The sequence below is a fragment of the Mucilaginibacter sp. 3215 genome (assembly GCF_050433785.1).
GTDB lineage: Bacteria > Bacteroidota > Bacteroidia > Sphingobacteriales > Sphingobacteriaceae > Mucilaginibacter.
Genome location: NZ_JBNPWO010000008.1, coordinates 171,182 through 188,807, shown reverse-complemented (window position 1 = coordinate 188,807; position 17,626 = coordinate 171,182). Strand labels below are relative to the sequence as shown.

The following is a 17,626-nucleotide window of genomic DNA, read 5'->3' as shown; positions in this document are numbered from 1 at the left end:
GCCGGAAGTTTAAAGTCGAAGGCCCAGAACGAAGAGTAATTAACTTATGCTTCCTGTTATCTATGCTTTAAGCTTTAAACATTCCGCTTTTAGCTTTGTTTTTTGCCTAAAACTTCAGGTTTAATTTAAGCCAGTTCTGCACCTCTTCCTGGCTGGAGATTTCGGCCGGTAGCTTATCGTGGATCAGTTTTTCCATTTTATTGCCGGTGTTGGCAAAACGATAATCCCATATCATCATTAACTTGTTGATCAGGTATACCATCTCGTTCCCTTCATTTTTATTGAACGCAGTATGATCGGGCCTGCCATTTACACGCGGATCATTCGGGATGTAAGTAGTCCATTGGTAATCGGTATAGTATAGATTTCTTTTTGAAAAAAGGATCATAAGCCTGTGAATTTCTTTAAATGTACGCATAATAAAATGAACGCGGCCGGAATAAGACTCGTGTCATATGTTTTAAGAACTATTTCTTGCGTAATAACATTGATATTATTTTTTCGTGATTTAATAGTAATTTCAGCGCAGATAATTTAAGTTGATGAAAAAATTACTACTCTTTACCGCCGCCTCGGTACTTGCGTGCAGTGCTATGGCACAGCAGGAACCACAAAAAGCTATTTACTATTCCATATCATTCCCAAACGCCACCCATCATGAGGCTGAGATAAGCATGACCATTCCGCAGGCACCATCAGGGGCTTTCAGGGTACGGATGAGCCGCTCATCTGCCGGCCGGTATGCAACCCATGAGTTTGGTAAAAATATTTACAACGTTAAAGCTACCGACGTTGAAGGTAAGGAGCTGCCTTTGACCCAAATTGAAGGCGATGTTTACGAAGTGGGAGAACACCCGGCAGCGGTAAAAGTAAGCTATACACTTTTTGGCAACTGGACCGATGGTACTTATGCTTCTATCGATCCGAGTCATGCCCACCTGAATATGCCCGCCACGTTTATGTGGGTGGTAGGGCAGGATAAACGCCCCCTTACCTTTGAGTTTAACGACATCGATAAATACGGCTGGAAAGTAGCTTCACAACTTAAACATGAAGGCTCAAATGTGTACAGCGCACCCAATCTGCAATATATGATGGATAGTCCTACCGAACTGTCCAATTACAACGTTAGCAGCTGGGAAGTAGTAAATACCGATGGCAAAAAGGAAAAAATAAACCTGACTATGCACTCGGATGATAGCCAGGCGGTGGTCGATAACTTCGGCAAGATGATCCAGAAGCTGGTGCTGGAAGAAAAAGCCGTATTTGGCGAACTGCCCACTTATGATTTTGGCGAGTACACTTTTGTAAGCGATGTAAACCCCGCTGTATCAGCCGACGGTATGGAACATCGTAACTCAACTTCTATAACTATTCCGGCACCCAAGGTTGAAGGATTTGAAAATAACCTCATGGGTGTTTATGCACATGAATACTTCCATAGCTGGAATGTAAAACGCATCCGTCCAAAATCATTGGAGCCTTTTAACTTTGAACACGCCAACATGAGCAGCGAGCTTTGGTTTGCCGAAGGTTTTACGCAATATTATGGCGAATTATTACTTGCCCGCGCCGGTTTTGTAACGGTTGATGATTATACCAAAACCATTGCCGGTTTGGTAAACCAGATCTTAAACACACCTGCCGCTGCCAAATATTCGGCCGCCCAAATGAGCCGCTATTCGGTTTTTGCTGATGCCGGTGTATCTATAGATCCTAACAACAACGTTAACGATTTTACCAGTTATTACACTTATGGCGGCGCCATCGCATTAGCGCTCGACCTTCGCCTCCGCAGCGATTTTAACATGACGCTTGATGATTATATGCGTGCTGTTTGGCTTACACGCGGTAAAGTAATGAAACCGTATACCATTCCCGATTTGCAAACCGATTTAGGTAAAGTAACCAATAACCCGAAGTTCGCAGCCGATTTCTTTAAGCGTTACATCAACGGAACCGACAAAAACAATTACGAAGAACTATTGGCTAAAGCAGGCCTGGTACTGCGTAAAGTGCAGCCGGGCAAAGGTTGGGCTGGTCCGCTGGCGGTTACGCCAGGCCGTGGCCGCGCCGGGCAGGTACGTGCTGCCGATGCCGAAGGTTTGCCAATATTGTCGAGCACGACTATAGGCACCCCGGTTTACAAAGCAGGCATCGATGCCGGTGATGTGATCCTGAAAGTTGATGGAAAAGATATTAAAGATCAGAAAGGGTTTAGTGATGCCATCGCCGATAAAAAGCCGGGCGATAAGATCATGGTAAACTATAAAAACCGGACCGGTGCCCATGAAACTACGATAACGCTTGAGGAAAACCCCAACTTTGAAGTGGTAACCTTTGAAAAGGCAGGTAAACAATTGAGCAAAGAGCAGGAAACTTTCCGTAACAATTGGCTACAGTCAAAAGTCAAATAACTATGAAAAAGATCTCGATAATAACAGCGGCATTGTTAAGCGTTTCGGCTTATAGCTTTGCGCAGGATGTTAATAAACTCATTAGTAAAGATGATGTAGCCCGGATTATCAAAACCCTGTCGGCCGATGATATGCAGGGCAGGGCCACTTTTACGTCGGGCATTGAAAAGGCCGCTACATTTATTGAAGGCGAATATAAAAAGGCCAGCCTTAAACCTATGGCCGGCAATACCGGTTACCGTCAAAACTTTACGATGGTACGGTCGACCCCTGTTAGCTTGACTGTAAGCATCAATGGTAAGGCTATTGCTGCCGACAGCGCGTTTGCAAGCAGTACGGATTCGTTTAAATGGGCAAGCGATAAAGATGTACAGGTAGTTACCGTTGGTGCGGATAAAAATTTCAGGACCGAGTACCGGGCAGCTTCACAAAGCGGCAAAAAAACACTTTTGCTGATCGACCCTAAATTTAAAGACTTGTTTAGCCGGGTTAAGTCGTACCTTGGGACAGGCAGCACAAATTTTAAAGGCACAGTTAAACAGCCCCTGGTATTTGTGTTGGGCAAGTTCGATAACACAGCATCATTTGATGTTAACTGTGATATCAAAAATGAAGAATTGCCGCTGTTTAATGTTGCCGGTATCCTCCCCGGGAAAACCAAACCGAATGAATATGTGGTATTTTCGGGACACTATGACCACTTAGGGATTATCAAACCTGATAAACCCGGCGTAACAGACAGCATTGCCAATGGCGCGGATGATGACGCTTCGGGCACAACTGCTGTATTGAGCCTGGCTAAATACTATAAAAAGCTCAACAACAACGCCCGCACACTTATTTTCGTAGCCTTTACTGCCGAAGAGATTGGCGAATACGGGTCGCAGTATTTTGCTAAGCAAATAGATGCAGATAAGGTTGTTGCCATGTTCAACATCGAAATGATTGGTAAGGCCTCCAAATTCGGCACTAACTCGGCATTTATCACCGGGTTTGAAAGATCTGATTTTGGCAAGATCCTGCAGAAGAATCTGAAAGGTACGGCCTTTAAGTTTTACCCGGACCCTTATCCGGATCAGGACCTGTTTTACAGGAGTGATAACGCTTCGCTGGCCGAAGTTGGCGTACCGGCCCACACCATCTCGACCGACCAGATTGATATTGACAAATTATACCATACTGTTGGCGATGAATTTAGTTCGTTGGATGTGAATAATATCACTTCGGCCATCCGCGCGATAGCCCTGAGCTCGCGCACTATAGTTTCGGGCCAGGATACACCAACAAGGGTTCCGAAGAAAACGGAATAGAGGAGGTCTGAACCGGAATTTACTGAATTAAGGAATGTACAGAAGTTCCCATTTTAGTTCCAATAATTCTTTAATTCAATAAATTCGAGTTCAGACAATTTTTGCGTTAGGGATAGCAGCGGATACCGGCCACGTGGCTAAGGCCGGTGCAGTATGAGCGGATAGCCCGGCCGCAGGCAACGCCCACAATGAAAAAGATTTTAAAACTCCCTCTTGAGAGGGGGCGCGGAGGAATGAGCGGTAGCAGGTGTGTGTTTCTGCGTTATACTTATCAAAGCAGAAACACACACCTCCGCCCCTCTCAAGAGGGGAATCGCTCGTTTCCCCGCTTTTTATTCCTTAAGTTGACGGTTATGTTCTCAAGAGAGGAATCACACGCGGCCATTGCTTTACCTTTATAGTTCATGAACAAAATACTCAAAATAGCAGTTGTAGGTCCCGAATCAACGGGGAAGTCAACTATGTCTGAATACCTGGCGGCGCATTATAATACGATAGCTGTGCCGGAGTATTCGCGCGAGTATTGTGCAAGCCTTAAGGGCGATTGCACCTGGCAGGATGAGGTGAACATGTTTCACGGGCAGATGGCACTCGAAAAGGAGCTGCTGCCGCAGGCTAACGGGATATTGATTTGTGATACCACTTTTTTAACGGTAAAGATATGGAGCGAGGAAATGTTTGGCAACGCCCCGCAGGAGGTGCTTGACGAATTGCCTCATCACCCCTATGATTTTTATTTACTGCTGGATATCGATTTACCCTGGCAGGATGATCCCTTGCGTAATTTCCCAACCAAGCGCGAATATTTTATGAATGTTTGGCACCGCGAACTCCAGGCGCTTAACGCTAACTATAAGGTCGTATCCGGGCTGAGTGAACAACGATACGATAATGCAGTCAAAGCAGTTAATGGCTTTTTAGACACTATTTCAAAATAAAGAGCGTCATTGCACGAAGCAATCCCCATGAGGCAGAGTGGCTATGCAAGTTTCTCTGTATAGTTTGGGATTGCTTCGTTCCTCGCAATGACGCTCTCCGTTAAGAATTTTTAGGTGATATGCTTACTTGCCCCCCCCCCGTTAACTTAAAACTGTCAAAAAAATTATCCTTTATTAAAAAAATATTTTTCACATACGTGCAACGTTGCAAAATGCCCTGCGTCTATTAACCTGAAGCCGGTCACGAATTTGGAAGCAATATATATTGATAAACATTACAACCTGGTAATTGAGTGCAAACAGGGGAGCAAAAAAGCCTGTTATGAGCTTTACCGTTTGTATTCGAAAGCTATGCTGAACGTGGCCTTTCGGATAGTGGGCGATATTGCCGAAGCAGAAGATGTGCTGCAGGAAGCTTTTGTGGATGCCTTTGCCAAGCTGAAGGATTTTAGGCAGGATACCACATTTGGCCTCTGGCTTAAGCAGATTGTTGTAAACCGGTCGATCAACCTGCTGCGCAAACGCAAGTTGGAACTGGTTGAGCTGGAAGATGGCCATCTTGAAAATATTGCCGATAACGAGAGCTGGGACGATGAAGACCTGCAGTACCAGGTTGCCAGGGTAAAAGAAGGCATGAACCAGTTGCCCGATGGCTATCGCGTGGTGATATCATTATATCTGCTTGAAGGATATGACCACGAAGAAATAGGACAAATATTGAATATATCAGAAAACACATCAAGAACCCAGTTTTTGAGAGCTAAAAGGAAGTTAATTGAAATTTTAAACAGGAAAGGACAAGTATCATGAGCAAGCGATTTGAAGATTTCATGCACGACAATAACGAGGAATTTAACGAAATAGAACCATCGGCAGATTTGTGGGGTAAAATTGAGGCGCAGCTCAATTTTTTGGAACAGGAGCAGGAGCAACCAAAAAAGCGGGAAGCAAAGACTTTTTCGCTGGGCTTCGTGCTAAAAGTAGCCGCATCGGTGATCATCATAATGGGTATAGGTTTCGGCATATATATACAAAGCCAAAAAGGCACAAAAGGCGTTGACCTTGCCGCTATTAACCCCGAGTACGCACAACAGCAGGTGCGCTATGCATCGCTTGTTGAAACCAAGCTTACCGAACTTAAATCAGCATCTAAAAATGATCCGCAGCTATACAAGGAGTTCAGCGCCGAGATAGCCAAGATGGATTCCACCTATAAAAAACTAAACAATGATTTAGCCACCAGCCCTAACCAGGAACGTGTTTTACGTGCAATGATCCGGAACCTGCAAATACAAACCGAGGTGCTAACTCAACAATTAAATGTAATTGAACAGTTTAACCAGATGAAAAAGGAACAAAACAATGAAACCAAAAATATTTAGTCCGGCCCTGCTTACGCTTATTGTCCTGTTAACCATAAGTACAGCAAACTTTGCACAGGTGAGTCCTGCTGCCCCGCCTGCGCCGGTAATGCCAAAATTGCCTCCTACACCGCCTCCCGCCGCTGAATTGAACGGGGATGGCTGGACTTCGGTAACAGACAGCAAGGAGTATCTGCAAAAAATGAAGGAGCTGAACGCCAAAATGCGCGAACTGCAAAAGGAAATGAGCAACCTGCACGTACAGCAGCAAAAGCAATTGCACCTTAAAATGCAAAATATGCTAAAGCTGAACAAACAGCTTGCTTTCAAATTCAAGGATAGCCTTAAACTAAAAAAGCTCGACACGCTAAAATTTAAAATGAAGTTTAAAGGATTTGACAGCATGAAGTTTGCCGATAAGTTTGAGAAGCTAAGTCCCAATATCAACTTCGGTTTTAAAAACTTCGATCAAAATTTCAGCTATAGCTATGATGGCGACGAGAGCTATGAAAAGCAGGTACAAAACGGAGACATCATTGAGAAGACCAAAAACTACAGTAAAAGCTATAATGTTGATGGCAATGACGTGATTAACATTGATAATAAATATGGTAAGGTAACGGTGTTTACCTGGGCAAAAAGTGAGGTGAAAGTTGACGTGCAGATCGTAGTTGGCGCCAACGACGAAGATAAGGTGCAAAAGATGCTGGATGCCGTAAGCATCAAGGATAGCAAAGATGGTTCCGGTGTTTCATTCAGGACATCCATTAATCAGGGCGACGGTGATAATGAGGGCGGCATCTGGGGATCATTGTTTGGCAAAAGAAACGCATTCCGCAAAATGGAGATTAATTATACCGTGTATATGCCAGCCAGAAACCCACTTACCATTAACAACAAATATGGCAATACCGAGTTGCCCGACCTGAGCGGTAAACTGAATATCAATAACTCATATGGCAGCCTTAATGCCAAATCCTTAAGCAACCCAGCTTGCCAGATCAGGGTTAAATATGGCAGTGCAACCATCGGCACCCTTACCGGCAGCGATTTGGATGTAGCCTATGGCAGCCTTAATCTTGGCGATTGTGATAAACTCAATGCAGATGTAAGCTATGGCTCGGCCAAAATTGGCCGTATCACTACATCGGGTAATATCAACGTTAAATTCAGCGGAGCGTTAAAGATTGGCGAGGTTGATAAAAATGTGAAAAATCTTTCGGTTAATTCATCATACTCAAGTGTAAAGTTAGGTGTGAGCGATGGCCAGAATGCTGATTTTGATATCACTGTTCACTACGGTAGCTTTAACTATAGCGGCCATGATGTTAACATCACCAGCAAAACCCCTGCCGATGGCGAACGTGGTTTTAGTCCGACTAAAACTTACAAGGGCCATTTAGGTAAAGGCGGCAGCGATAAAACCATTACCATCAGCACCAGTTATGGCAGCGTAAGCTTTGATTAAAATATATTAGACAATAAAATAAAAAACGGCGTATCGTAACTGATGCGCCTTTTTTTATTGCTTAGCCCTTGTTGCAAATCTCCCGTATCCCTCATAGCTTTGATGCAAACATCTCGTCATGTATCACCAGGATAGTGAAAAACAGATCTTCAATACCCTTTATGATCAATACAAGCACCTGGGCTTGCCGCTTGAGCTAATAAAACATACCGATTTTACGGTTTTTAATCTGAAAGATATCAATCAGCCAATGCCGTTTAGATCGCCCTTGAGCAGGCTTAACTTTTTTGTTTTCGCTTTTATTAAAGATGGGAGTGGTGATTATACTATTGATGAGCAAAATCATAAACTGCAGCCCCGTGCTATTTACTTTACCAACCCGGGCCATTTCCGTTCGTTTAACTGGGAGCGTATTGGCGATGTATACCTGTTTACGCTAAGCGAATCGTTTTTAAAGGAAAACGTACACGCCAATATTTTTGATGAATTTCCTTTTCTGTTGGCCGAAACGTTCCCGGCCCGCGTACTTACGCCCGAAGTTTTTGAGGAGTTTGATATTTTATATCACCAGATCCTGAAAGAGTATAATTCAGATAGCCCATATCGTTACCGGATCATCGGTAACCTGTTTGTGGTGGTGCTGTTAAAATTCAAAGAATATTTCTGGAAAGATTATAACCCGATATATGAAGGTAACCGAAGCTCGGAAATTGTAAAAAACTTTAAACGCCTGCTTGAAAAACATTACCGCGACCTGAGCAATGGTACAGCCGAACAGGCCTTCAGGGTGCAGGACTATGCCGATGCGCAAAGCCTTCATCCCAACTACTTGAGTAATGTTATCAAAATAAAAACAGGCAAAACCATCAGCACCTGGATTGCCGAAAAAACTATAGCTGAGGCCAAGGCCCTGTTGCAGAACTCAAAACTCTCTATTAAAGAAATTGCTTATCGTCTGGGCTTTTCTGAAGCTACCCATTTCAGTAATTATTTTAAAAAGCATACGGATATGTCGCCGGTGTTGTTCAGGAAGGAGCATGCGGGGATATAGCTAATATCACCGGGAATTCCTGTTTTTATAATCTCATCAGAACAGGTTGTTTTTGTAGAGACGCATAATTGCGTCTTCCATATGCAATTTAATGTAAAGGCCTCAGTCCTGCTGAGTATAAAAATCCGCGGGCCTCTGAAGGTGAAATGACATCTGCGTCACGTCATTGCTGTAAGGAATGAAGCAATCCCCGACAGGCTGGTAACGGGCTTCATTAGTATTTGACTTACATCGTCGCGCTCTTGGCCACGCAGGGCCAGTTACTTTTGTCGCCACAAAAGTAACCAAAAAGGCTTGCAGCAGAGAGGCTTCTTTGCGCACAACCTGGCCCCATAGCCATCGGTGCGGCCTTCACCCTGCAAAACGAACAGAACCACGGGCTGCAATTATTTTGCCCCGATTCGCATGCAATGCCTCCGCTTCTGCAAAAACTTGCTATGCCCCTGCAGCCGCACCGCCCAGCATCGTTCTGCTCGTTTTCACCCGAAGCTGATCTGCTGCGAAAAACCACATTTTTTATCTTATCATGGGTAGACGCAATTATGCGTCTCTACATTCATGATTAATCTGCCCAATCCTCAATCTTAGATATTCGTATGTAATGCTTTGATATGTGTATCATTCAGGGGCCTTGCTCTTGCCACCTTTGTATTGTCAATCAACGACAACAAAACATAAACAACAAAGGAAACCATAAACAACAAAGGAAACCATGAACACATTAGCATCAAAAGTAGTATTAGTAACCGGTGCCTCAAGGGGCATCGGTGCAGCAGTAGCCCACAAATTAGCAGCCGAAGGCGCTAAAGTAATTATCAACTACGCAGGCGGCAAAGAAGCTGCTGACCAAACCGTAAACTCTATCAAACAGCAAGGCGGCGATGCCATTGCCCTACAGGCCGATGTAAGCAAAGCCGATGAAGTAGCAGCTATGTTTGACGCAGCGATAGCTCATTACGGCAAAATTGATGTACTGGTAAACAACGCCGGCATCATGATTACCAAATTAATAAAAGACACTACCGACGAGGATTTTACCCGCCAGTTTGATATCAACGTTCGCGGAACATTTAACACCATGCGCGAAGCCGCAACTAAACTGGCCAATGGCGGCAGTATCATCAATTTTTCATCAACCACTACCCGCGTTATGATGCCAACTTATGCTACCTATGTAGCCACCAAAGGTGCGGTGGAGCAATTAACCCGCGTATTTGCTAAAGAAGTGGGCGCAAGGGGCATTAATGTAAACACAGTATCTCCTGGTCCAACAAATACCGAACTGTTTACTAAAGGCAAACCGCAGGAACTCATTGATCGCTTAGGGTCATTATCTGCCTTTAACCGCATCGGCGAACCTGAAGATATTGCCAAAATAGTAGCCTTCCTGGCAAGCGACGATGCTAAATGGATTTCAGCACAAAATATCGGGGCTAATGGTGCAATGGCGTAAGCCCCCTAACCCCCTGAAAGGGGAATAATAGAAGTAAGACGGCAAGAGTCAAGACGCAGGAAGTCGAGAGGCAGGACAGCAAGAATTAAGATTCAATGCAAAATCAGTGTAATCAACAAAATCAAAACAATCACCAAAATAAAAACATAGAAATCATGAACTCATTAAATAATAAAGTAGCAGTAATAACCGGCTCGGCCCGTGGTTTAGGTAAAGCAATTGCAGAACGTTATGCAGCGTTAGGCGCTGATATCGTGATCAACTATTCGCGCGATAAAGCATCGGCCGATGAAGTGGTCAGCAACATCAAAGCGATGGGGGCGAACGTAATTGCTGTGCAGGCCGATGTAAGTAAAGTAGCTGATATTGAAAAGCTTTTTAAAGAAGCTAAAGAAGCGTTTGGTAAAATAGATATCGTAGTAGCTAACGCCGGTATCGAACTGGTGGAAACCCCGGTAACTGATTTTACCGAAGAACAGTTCGACCGCGTATTTGGCATTAATACTAAAGGGACTTATTTTACTATGCAGCAGGCAGCCAAAAATGTTGAGGATAACGGCCGCATTATTTACATAGCCTCAAGCACAACCTCATTCCCTGTACCCGGAATGGCAGTGTATGGCGGCAGCAAAACTACGCCAAGGTATCTGGTTGATATCCTTTCGAAAGAAATTGGTCACCGTGGTGTAACAGTTAACTCTATCATACCATTCGCTGTTGATCATTCAGGTATCTTTGCCGAAGCTGATAGTTACCCCGCGTTAAGAAAACAATTGCTTGACAGTTGTCCGATGGGCCGCCTGGCCGAAGTTGAAGATGTGGCCAATGTGGCCGAGTTTTTCGCCAGCGATCTTTCATCATTTGTGAACGGACAACACCTGTTGGTAAACGGCGGCGCAACAAATTAATGGTCAGTTTAGTAACATAAGGTGGCAGCTTATAGTCTTAGTTATAAGCTGCTACCTGTATTTAATTCAAAAGGTAGCATTATTTGATTATACATCTACCATGTCATGAAAACGCTTAATCATTATATCATATACGGTACGCTAATTACTTCTGCTGTAAACGCTCAATCTGTAAAAGCAAACATTTCAACTATCCAAAACGTCAATACCATGAACACCGAAAAGTTAAGTAACCCGGTAGTAAAACAAGCCATCGATGCCCTGCAAAGCGGAGATAAGCAAGCTTGGTTTGCTTTGTTCACCAATGATGCCCAACTTTTTGATGATGGTAATAAAATGGACTTTAAAAGTTTTTTTGAAAAAGCTTTAGGCCATGAACGTTTTACCAGTATCGATAAGGTGGAGCAAGGCGGGCTGCACCTATACGGCAAATTCCATAGCGACCAGTGGGGCGATTTCAAAACCTATTTTAAGTTTACCATTGGTGCTGATGGTAAGATCAGCAAGCTGGAAATAGGGCAGGCGAGTTAGCCCCACCCAAATAGTGAGAGGACATTAAAATAAACCAACTTTTTCTCCACCACGTCATTGCGAGGCACGAAGCAATCCCCGATAGGCAGGTAACGGGCTTCATTGGTATTTAACTCACATCGTCGCGCTCTTGGCCGCGCGGGCCCAGTTACTTTTGTCGCCACAAAAGTAACCAAAAAGGCTGGCAGCAGAGAGGCTTCTCTGCGTACATCCCGCCCTCGCACCCATCGGCTCGGCCTTTACCCTGCAAAACGAACAGAACCACGGGCTGCAATTATTTTGCCCCGCTTCGCGCAGTGCCTCCGCTTCTGCAAAAACTTGCTATGCCCCTGCAGCCGCACATACCCCGCATCGTTCTGCCCGTTTTCACCCGAAGCTGATCTGCTGCGAAAAAGCCCACATTTTTTATATTGCCATGAGTAGGTACGAGGCAATCCTCATTTAGCAGGTCCGCCCTGTACAGTTTGGGATTGCTTCGTGCCTCGCAATGACGTTTTTATGGCAATTTTGATATCTCTTTCCCTGATATTTGTATCATGCAACAGCTACTTATTACCCGCTTACAGCAGTTAAAACCTATCACGGTTGATGATCAGGAACTCATTGTTAAAGCCTTTGAGCCCATGAAGTTCAAAGAAGGAGATACGCTTTTGCCGCTTGGGCATGTGGCACGGCAGTTGTTTTTTATCACCAATGGTGTTCTGCGCATTATGGCACTAAACGACAAAGGGAATGAGGTTACTTATTTCTTTTTAAAAGACAATCAATTTTGTACCATTTTGTACAGTTTCAACAATAACATGATTACCGGGGAAAGTATCCAGGCTGCCTGCGATACGGAGTTGCTGGCCGTTAGCAAAAATAACCTGCTGGAATTGTACGAAAAACTGCCCTACCTTAAAGAGGTGATCGATCAGATTTCTCAGAACACCCTTTTGGAAAAAATAAAGACCCGGAATACTTATCTTGGTTATGATTCATCAGAAAGGTACCGGTTGTTTTTGGAGCGACAACCCGAAGTGGCCAGGAGAGTTTCGTTAACGGATATAGCATCATACCTCGGTGTAACACCCCAGTCATTAAGCAGGATCCGTAAAAATATTCGTTAATTGTTACTTGCCATTTGTTAGATGCCGCAGTGAGGAATTGATATCAATAAAATCTATGTAAAACAAAAATAAAATAGCTACCATGAATACAGTTAAAATAGGATGGATAGGGTTAGGTAAAATCGGCATCCCCATGTCGCAGCAATTGATCAGGGCCGGGTACCCGCTCAGCGTTTATAATCGCAGTAAGGATAAAGAAGAGGGATTCAAAACACAGGGTATCGGTACAGCCGCATCACCGGCGTTGTTATTAAATGATACCGATCTTGTTTTTGTCATGGTATCTGATGATAAAGCCATCAGCGATATTTTTAATGGCGAAGAAGGCCTGCTGGCTGCAAAAACAAGTGGCAAAGTCATCATCAATATGAGTACTGTATCGCCGGCTATCAGTAAGGAAATGGCACTGGCCTGCAAGGCACAGGGCAATCATTACCTGGATGCGCCGGTATCCGGAAGTGTAAAGCAAGCTGAAGACGCCATGCTGGTTATTATGGTAGGTGGTGAGATCGAGCCGTTTGAAAAGGCAAAACCCATCCTTGAAAAAATGGGCAAACTGGTGATGCTGGTTGGAGATACCGGTGCAGGCAACGCGGCTAAGCTGGCCATTAATACTTTGCTTGGTATTGTTGCGCAAGGCCTTGCCGAAACAGTGACACTGGCGCAGCAAAACGGTATTGAAGCCGAAGCACTAATTACGTTGATCAGTAACAGTGCTCTGGGCAGTCCGTTCATCAAAATAAAAGGGGATGCCATTATTAACAATAATTACCAGGCAGCTTTCGCCTTAAAACATATCGCCAAAGACCTGCGCCTGGCTAAAGACCTCGGTTTAGCTACCCCGCTTGGCGAAACTGCTTATCAAACCTACCAGGCCGCCGAAGCTGCTTTTGGCGAAGAGGATATTATCGCGGTGATGAAGCAGGTGGGAAAAGGTGAAAATCAATGAACGACTTCTACAGCCGTCATTGCGAGGTACGAAGCAATCCCCGACTGTACAGGATAAACTTGCATAGCTGCTCTGTTTCATGGGGATTGCTTCGTGCCTCGCAATGACGCCTTTTTTAATTTTCCTACTCCAAAACTATCTTCTGATGCTGATACGGGATCTCAACGTGATGGAAACCGTGCGCTTTTATTTTCCCGGCAAAATGCTGCTGCACTTCGTACTCGCCGTGAACCAGAAATACGGTTTTTACCAGTGCTGGGTCCTGGCAGGCCAGGAAATGGAGTAGGTCGTCATAATCGCCGTGGGCGCTCATGGATTTGATGCAGCGGACCTCGGCTTTTACCTCATACATTTCACCAAAAATATGTACCTCATGATCACCTCTCAATAACCGGCCGCCCAACGAATTTGGCTCAGCATAGCCTACCATTAAAATAGTGTTTTTTTGATTATTAATATTGTTTTTAATGTGGTGCTTTACCCGCCCGGCCTCTGCCATGCCCGATGAGGAGATGATGACACAGGGCCGCGGATCGTTATTCAGCGCCTTTGATTCTTCTACACTTTCAATAAAGCGCAAACCCTTAAACCCAAAAGGATTGGCATCGGTTTTTAAAACTTCCTGCACATTTTTATTATAAACCTCAGTGTGGTTCATCAATACTTCGGTTGCTTTTTCTGATAGCGGGCTATCTACATAATATGGAACATCCGGCAGGATGCCTTTCAGTTCCAGGCCGTTTAAGGCGTACAGTAATTCCTGCGTGCGGCCAACGCTGAATGCCGGGATGATCACCTTGCCATTTTTTACTTCGCAGGTTTGTTTAATGATCTCCACCAGCGACTCTTCAATAGGCCCCAGTTCTCTATGCAGCGAATCGCCATAGGTTGATTCCAGTAAAATATAATCAGCCTGCTCAAATGTTTGCGGGTTTTTCAACAGCAGATCGTCATAGCGGCCAACATCGCCGCTAAAAGTAATGTGGGTATCCCTGCTGTTTTCTGTAACGGTAATATGCACTGCCGCGCTGCCTAAAATATGCCCGGCATCGGTAAAGTTGAATTTTACGGATGGGGTAATTTCAAACTCTTCGCCATATTCAACAATTTTGAACAGGCGAAGGGCCTCTATCACATCCTCTTCGGTGTACAAAGGATTAAGCAGCGGCAAGCCTTTGCGGATGCGGTGTTTATTACTATACTCGGTGTCCTGTACCTGGATCTTTGCCGAATCGAGCAGCAGGATGCGTGTAAGGTCCATTGTGGCCGGGGTGCAATAAATGTTTCCCTCAAATCCTTCGGCAACGAGCCGCGGAATTAAACCGCAATGGTCAATATGCGCGTGCGAAAGGATCATGTGCGTTACACCTTTAGGATTAAAGCCAAAATGTTCGTTCATTTCTTCGGTTTGCTCACCCAGTCCCTGAAACATGCCGCAGTCTAATAATATGCTGGTACCGTCGTTTAAGCGGAGTAAATGCTTGCTGCCGGTTACGTTACGGGCAGCACCATGGAAGGTTATGTTCATGTATAATTAGATGTGATCAACTTAACGAAGATGGTGATTAAAAGTTTAATAAATTAATAACTAAAAATTTAGTTGCAAATTTAAAATACATCGCTTACCTTAGTTTAACCAATTAAACACATTAATACACGAGGTATTAATATTTAAAGTACGCACATGGAAATTAAAGAGTTAACCCGCGCCGAAGAGCAGATAATGCAAGTGCTTTGGCAGTTAAAAAAAGGGTATGTTAAAGAAGTTATTGAACAATTGCCCGAGCCCAAGCCAGCTTACAATACGGTATCGACAATTATCCGGATCCTGGAAACAAAAGGTTTTGTTGGGCATGAAGCGTTTGGTAAAAGCCATGAGTATCACCCGGTAATCAGCAAGGAGCAATACCAGAATTTTGCTGCCGACAAATTACTGAGCGGTTATTTTGACAACTCTGTTAACCGTATGCTTTCATTTTTTGTAAAGAAGGAAAAGATCGACCTGAAGGAGGCCGATGAGATCATGAAACTGATTGAAAAACTAAAAGAAAAATAATTATGAACTGGTGGCAATATTTATTACTGGTAAACATATACCTGTTGCTGTTTTACGGGTTTTATGTGCTTTTGCTTCGTAAAGAAACCTTTTTTCAGCTTAACAGGCTTTACCTGGTAAGTGCCGCTTTACTATCATTTATGATACCCGTTATCCAGGCCGATTGGGTGCAAAATCTATTTATTACCCAGCAGGTAAAGTATACCCTGTACAGTAGCCCGGTATTGGTTTATCGCTTTAAACCTATTGAAAAATCGCCTATTAGTATAGGGGAGGTGTTGTTTATTATATATGCGGCGGGTATCGTTTTTTTATCGCTCAGATTGATCTGGCAGTTGTTTAAGCTAAAAAAGGTGATTAGTCAGCCGCAATCACAGGTATCCTATTCCTTTTTCAAAACCGTGAAATTAAATGCCGATGGGGAGGCCAATGAAGCAATTGCCACGCATGAGGATGTGCATGCCAAACAATGGCATTCGGCCGATGTGCTGCTGATTGAGCTGGTGATGATCATTAACTGGTTTAACCCGATAGTATATTTCTATCGCCGGGCAATAAAACATATTCACGAGTTTATTGCCGACAGGCACGCTGTTGAAGCCGGTACCGACAAGGCCGATTATGCGATGTTGCTTTTAAGCCAGACATTCCATACGCCTTCGCATAACCTGGTTAATTCATTTTTTAATAAAAGTTTGTTGAAAGAGCGTATTGTTATGCTGCAAAAAAATAAATCGCACCGTATGGCACTTATTAAATACGGATTGTCTGCGCCGCTGTTTATTTTGATGATGATCCTTTCATCGGCAACAATCAATAATAGTGATACCATTACGGTAATAAATACCAGGGCCGATAAAGTATTTTCAACCCCGGCTAGCAAAGTAACCGAGATAACTATTGACGGGCCGGCCCAAACTGATGAAAGGCCAGTTGCAGCTCCCGATACTACGCCGGTTTATACCTCGGTTGAGCGTGTGCCCGAGTTTCCGGGCGGGTTGGAAGCTTTTGGCAAATTTCTGGCAACTAATATCAAATATCCGGCTGCCGCCCGCGAGAAAAAGATCCAGGGCCGGGTGATCATAACTTTTGTTGTTGAAAGGGACGGCTCGCTTTCAAACCAAAGGGTGGTAAGGGGCATTACCGGCGACCTTGACGATGAGGCCTTAAGGGTGATGAAATTATCGCCGCAGTGGAAGCCTGGGATGCAGGGCAATCGCACAGTGAGGGTGCAGTATTCAGTACCTATTAATTTTGCACTGGCTCCTGATGCAGATACCACCAAAACTGTTACGCCGGCAAAATTCTCAATAGCTTCGGCCCAATCAGGTACTGAACCTGTATTTACATCGGTTGAGCAGGTGCCCGAATTCCCGGGAGGTATTGAGGCATTTAGCAAGTTTTTAGCAACAAACATCAGGTACCCTAAAGCCGCCCGTGATAATAATGTTCAGGGCCGGGTGATCATAACTTTTGTTGTTGAAAAAGATGGTTCATTATCAAATATGAAGGTGGTGAGGGGGATAGGCTCAGGCTGCGATGAAGAAGCTGTAAGGGTGCTTAGCATATCACCGGCATGGAAACCGGGTATTCAAAATGGAAAGGCGGTAAAAGTTCAATATTCCGTTCCGATAAGTTTTGCGCTGGCCGATAGTAAGCCGGCGAGACCCGGCGAAAATAAAACTGGTGCAGTTGAAAATCCATCCGGGGCCAATCAGGTTATTTACACAGGCAGAGCGGTTACTGATACTACGAAATCCCATATCATTATTGGAGACGGGTATAATAGCAAATTAGCGCCCTTGATTATTATCGATGGGGTAGCCCTGGCCCAGGGATCATCTTTAAATAAAATTAATCCGAACGATATTGAACAGATAAACGTGTTAAAAGATAAAACTGCTGTCGCTATTTATGGCGAAAGAGCTGTAAATGGTGTAGTGCTGGTTACTACAAAGACGGCCGCGAAGAAAAAGGCCGCTGGGGGTAGTCCTGCGAAAAATAATTGATTCCACAATAATTTATTGTTATTCGGTTTTCGGCGGTTTTAGAAATAGTATTTGGCTTGTTTATGT

Annotated in this window: 16 protein-coding genes; 14 read left to right on the top strand and 2 right to left on the bottom strand. The window is 44.2% G+C overall.

From position 1 onward, the window contains the following. Positions 1-106: 106 nt before the first annotated feature. Positions 107-418, bottom strand: a complete 312-nt coding sequence (locus ABIC84_RS15510) for a hypothetical protein (protein WP_426582517.1) — start codon at positions 416-418, stop codon at positions 107-109. A gap of 124 nt (positions 419-542) precedes the next feature. Here ABIC84_RS15510 and ABIC84_RS15505 point away from each other — a divergent pair, with 124 nt between their 5' ends. From ABIC84_RS15505 to ABIC84_RS15450, 12 genes are all read left to right on the top strand, one after another. Next, positions 543-2,417: a M61 family metallopeptidase gene (locus ABIC84_RS15505; RefSeq protein WP_429264119.1), complete on the top strand. Its 1,875-nt coding sequence runs from the start codon at positions 543-545 to the stop codon at positions 2,415-2,417. A 2-nt stretch (positions 2,418-2,419) separates the two neighbouring features. Further along, a complete protein-coding gene (locus tag ABIC84_RS15500; RefSeq protein WP_429264118.1) occupies positions 2,420-3,727 on the top strand; it encodes a M28 family metallopeptidase in 1,308 nt (435 codons plus the stop codon). 404 nt (positions 3,728-4,131) lie between these two features. Further along, on the top strand, positions 4,132-4,665 hold the full coding sequence (locus ABIC84_RS15495) for an AAA family ATPase (RefSeq protein ID WP_429264117.1): 534 nt from the start codon (positions 4,132-4,134) through the stop codon (positions 4,663-4,665). A gap of 249 nt (positions 4,666-4,914) precedes the next feature. Beyond that, positions 4,915-5,475 (top strand): RNA polymerase sigma factor, encoded by a 561-nt coding sequence (locus ABIC84_RS15490; protein WP_429264116.1) that lies wholly within the window; start codon positions 4,915-4,917, stop codon positions 5,473-5,475. After that, complete coding sequence (locus ABIC84_RS15485; RefSeq protein WP_429264115.1) at positions 5,472-6,047, top strand: hypothetical protein; 576 nt, start codon at positions 5,472-5,474, stop codon at positions 6,045-6,047. The genes ABIC84_RS15490 and ABIC84_RS15485 overlap by 4 nt, the downstream gene beginning before the upstream one ends. Further along, on the top strand, positions 6,028-7,494 hold the full coding sequence (locus ABIC84_RS15480) for a hypothetical protein (protein ID WP_429264114.1): 1,467 nt from the start codon (positions 6,028-6,030) through the stop codon (positions 7,492-7,494). Before ABIC84_RS15485 ends, ABIC84_RS15480 begins: the two co-directional genes overlap by 20 nt. A 118-nt stretch (positions 7,495-7,612) precedes the next feature. After that, positions 7,613-8,545 carry a helix-turn-helix domain-containing protein gene (locus ABIC84_RS15475; RefSeq protein ID WP_426582506.1) on the top strand — a complete coding sequence of 311 codons (933 nt, stop codon included), beginning with the start codon at positions 7,613-7,615 and terminating at the stop codon, positions 8,543-8,545. A 712-nt stretch (positions 8,546-9,257) separates the two neighbouring features. Continuing rightward, positions 9,258-9,998, top strand: coding sequence for an SDR family oxidoreductase (locus ABIC84_RS15470; protein ID WP_429264113.1), 741 nt, complete (start codon positions 9,258-9,260; stop codon positions 9,996-9,998). 155 nt (positions 9,999-10,153) lie between these two features. After that, positions 10,154-10,906 carry an SDR family oxidoreductase gene (locus ABIC84_RS15465; RefSeq protein ID WP_429264112.1) on the top strand — a complete coding sequence of 251 codons (753 nt, stop codon included), beginning with the start codon at positions 10,154-10,156 and terminating at the stop codon, positions 10,904-10,906. Positions 10,907-11,011: 105 nt separating this feature from the next. Then, positions 11,012-11,437 (top strand): hypothetical protein, encoded by a 426-nt coding sequence (locus tag ABIC84_RS15460; protein ID WP_429264111.1) that lies wholly within the window; start codon positions 11,012-11,014, stop codon positions 11,435-11,437. A 536-nt stretch (positions 11,438-11,973) separates the two neighbouring features. Then, complete coding sequence (locus ABIC84_RS15455) at positions 11,974-12,546, top strand: Crp/Fnr family transcriptional regulator (RefSeq protein WP_429264110.1); 573 nt, start codon at positions 11,974-11,976, stop codon at positions 12,544-12,546. A gap of 82 nt (positions 12,547-12,628) precedes the next feature. Then, positions 12,629-13,495, top strand: a complete 867-nt coding sequence (locus tag ABIC84_RS15450; RefSeq protein WP_429264109.1) for an NAD(P)-dependent oxidoreductase — start codon at positions 12,629-12,631, stop codon at positions 13,493-13,495. 124 nt (positions 13,496-13,619) lie between these two features. On the opposite strand, the gene ABIC84_RS15445 is transcribed toward ABIC84_RS15450, so the two are convergent. After that, positions 13,620-15,023 (bottom strand): MBL fold metallo-hydrolase RNA specificity domain-containing protein, encoded by a 1,404-nt coding sequence (locus ABIC84_RS15445; RefSeq protein WP_429264108.1) that lies wholly within the window; start codon positions 15,021-15,023, stop codon positions 13,620-13,622. A 156-nt stretch (positions 15,024-15,179) separates the two neighbouring features. On the opposite strand from ABIC84_RS15445, the gene ABIC84_RS15440 reads away from it, so the two are divergent. Together ABIC84_RS15440 and ABIC84_RS15435 are read left to right on the top strand one after the other, a co-directional pair. After that, positions 15,180-15,551, top strand: coding sequence for a BlaI/MecI/CopY family transcriptional regulator (locus ABIC84_RS15440; protein WP_426582493.1), 372 nt, complete (start codon positions 15,180-15,182; stop codon positions 15,549-15,551). A 2-nt stretch (positions 15,552-15,553) separates the two neighbouring features. After that, positions 15,554-17,560: a TonB family protein gene (locus ABIC84_RS15435; protein ID WP_426582491.1), complete on the top strand. Its 2,007-nt coding sequence runs from the start codon at positions 15,554-15,556 to the stop codon at positions 17,558-17,560. The last annotated feature ends 66 nt before the right edge of the window (positions 17,561-17,626 follow it).

Excerpts from the sequence above, each read along its gene's own strand:
- ABIC84_RS15510 (WP_426582517.1), bottom strand. The coding sequence starts at position 418 with ATGCGTACATTTAAAGAAATTCACAGGCTTATGATCCTTTTTTCAAAA.
- ABIC84_RS15440 (WP_426582493.1), top strand. The coding sequence starts at position 15,180 with ATGGAAATTAAAGAGTTAACCCGCGCCGAAGAGCAGATAATGCAAGTG.
- ABIC84_RS15505 (WP_429264119.1), top strand. The coding sequence starts at position 543 with ATGAAAAAATTACTACTCTTTACCGCCGCCTCGGTACTTGCGTGCAGT.
- ABIC84_RS15500 (WP_429264118.1), top strand. The coding sequence starts at position 2,420 with ATGAAAAAGATCTCGATAATAACAGCGGCATTGTTAAGCGTTTCGGCT.
- ABIC84_RS15470 (WP_429264113.1), top strand. The coding sequence starts at position 9,258 with ATGAACACATTAGCATCAAAAGTAGTATTAGTAACCGGTGCCTCAAGG.
- ABIC84_RS15435 (WP_426582491.1), top strand. The coding sequence starts at position 15,554 with ATGAACTGGTGGCAATATTTATTACTGGTAAACATATACCTGTTGCTG.
- ABIC84_RS15495 (WP_429264117.1), top strand. The coding sequence starts at position 4,132 with ATGAACAAAATACTCAAAATAGCAGTTGTAGGTCCCGAATCAACGGGG.
- ABIC84_RS15455 (WP_429264110.1), top strand. The coding sequence starts at position 11,974 with ATGCAACAGCTACTTATTACCCGCTTACAGCAGTTAAAACCTATCACG.
- ABIC84_RS15475 (WP_426582506.1), top strand. The coding sequence starts at position 7,613 with ATGTATCACCAGGATAGTGAAAAACAGATCTTCAATACCCTTTATGAT.
- ABIC84_RS15450 (WP_429264109.1), top strand. The coding sequence starts at position 12,629 with ATGAATACAGTTAAAATAGGATGGATAGGGTTAGGTAAAATCGGCATC.
- ABIC84_RS15445 (WP_429264108.1), bottom strand. The coding sequence starts at position 15,023 with ATGAACATAACCTTCCATGGTGCTGCCCGTAACGTAACCGGCAGCAAG.
- ABIC84_RS15465 (WP_429264112.1), top strand. The coding sequence starts at position 10,154 with ATGAACTCATTAAATAATAAAGTAGCAGTAATAACCGGCTCGGCCCGT.
- ABIC84_RS15485 (WP_429264115.1), top strand. The coding sequence starts at position 5,472 with ATGAGCAAGCGATTTGAAGATTTCATGCACGACAATAACGAGGAATTT.
- ABIC84_RS15480 (WP_429264114.1), top strand. The coding sequence starts at position 6,028 with ATGAAACCAAAAATATTTAGTCCGGCCCTGCTTACGCTTATTGTCCTG.
- ABIC84_RS15460 (WP_429264111.1), top strand. The coding sequence starts at position 11,012 with ATGAAAACGCTTAATCATTATATCATATACGGTACGCTAATTACTTCT.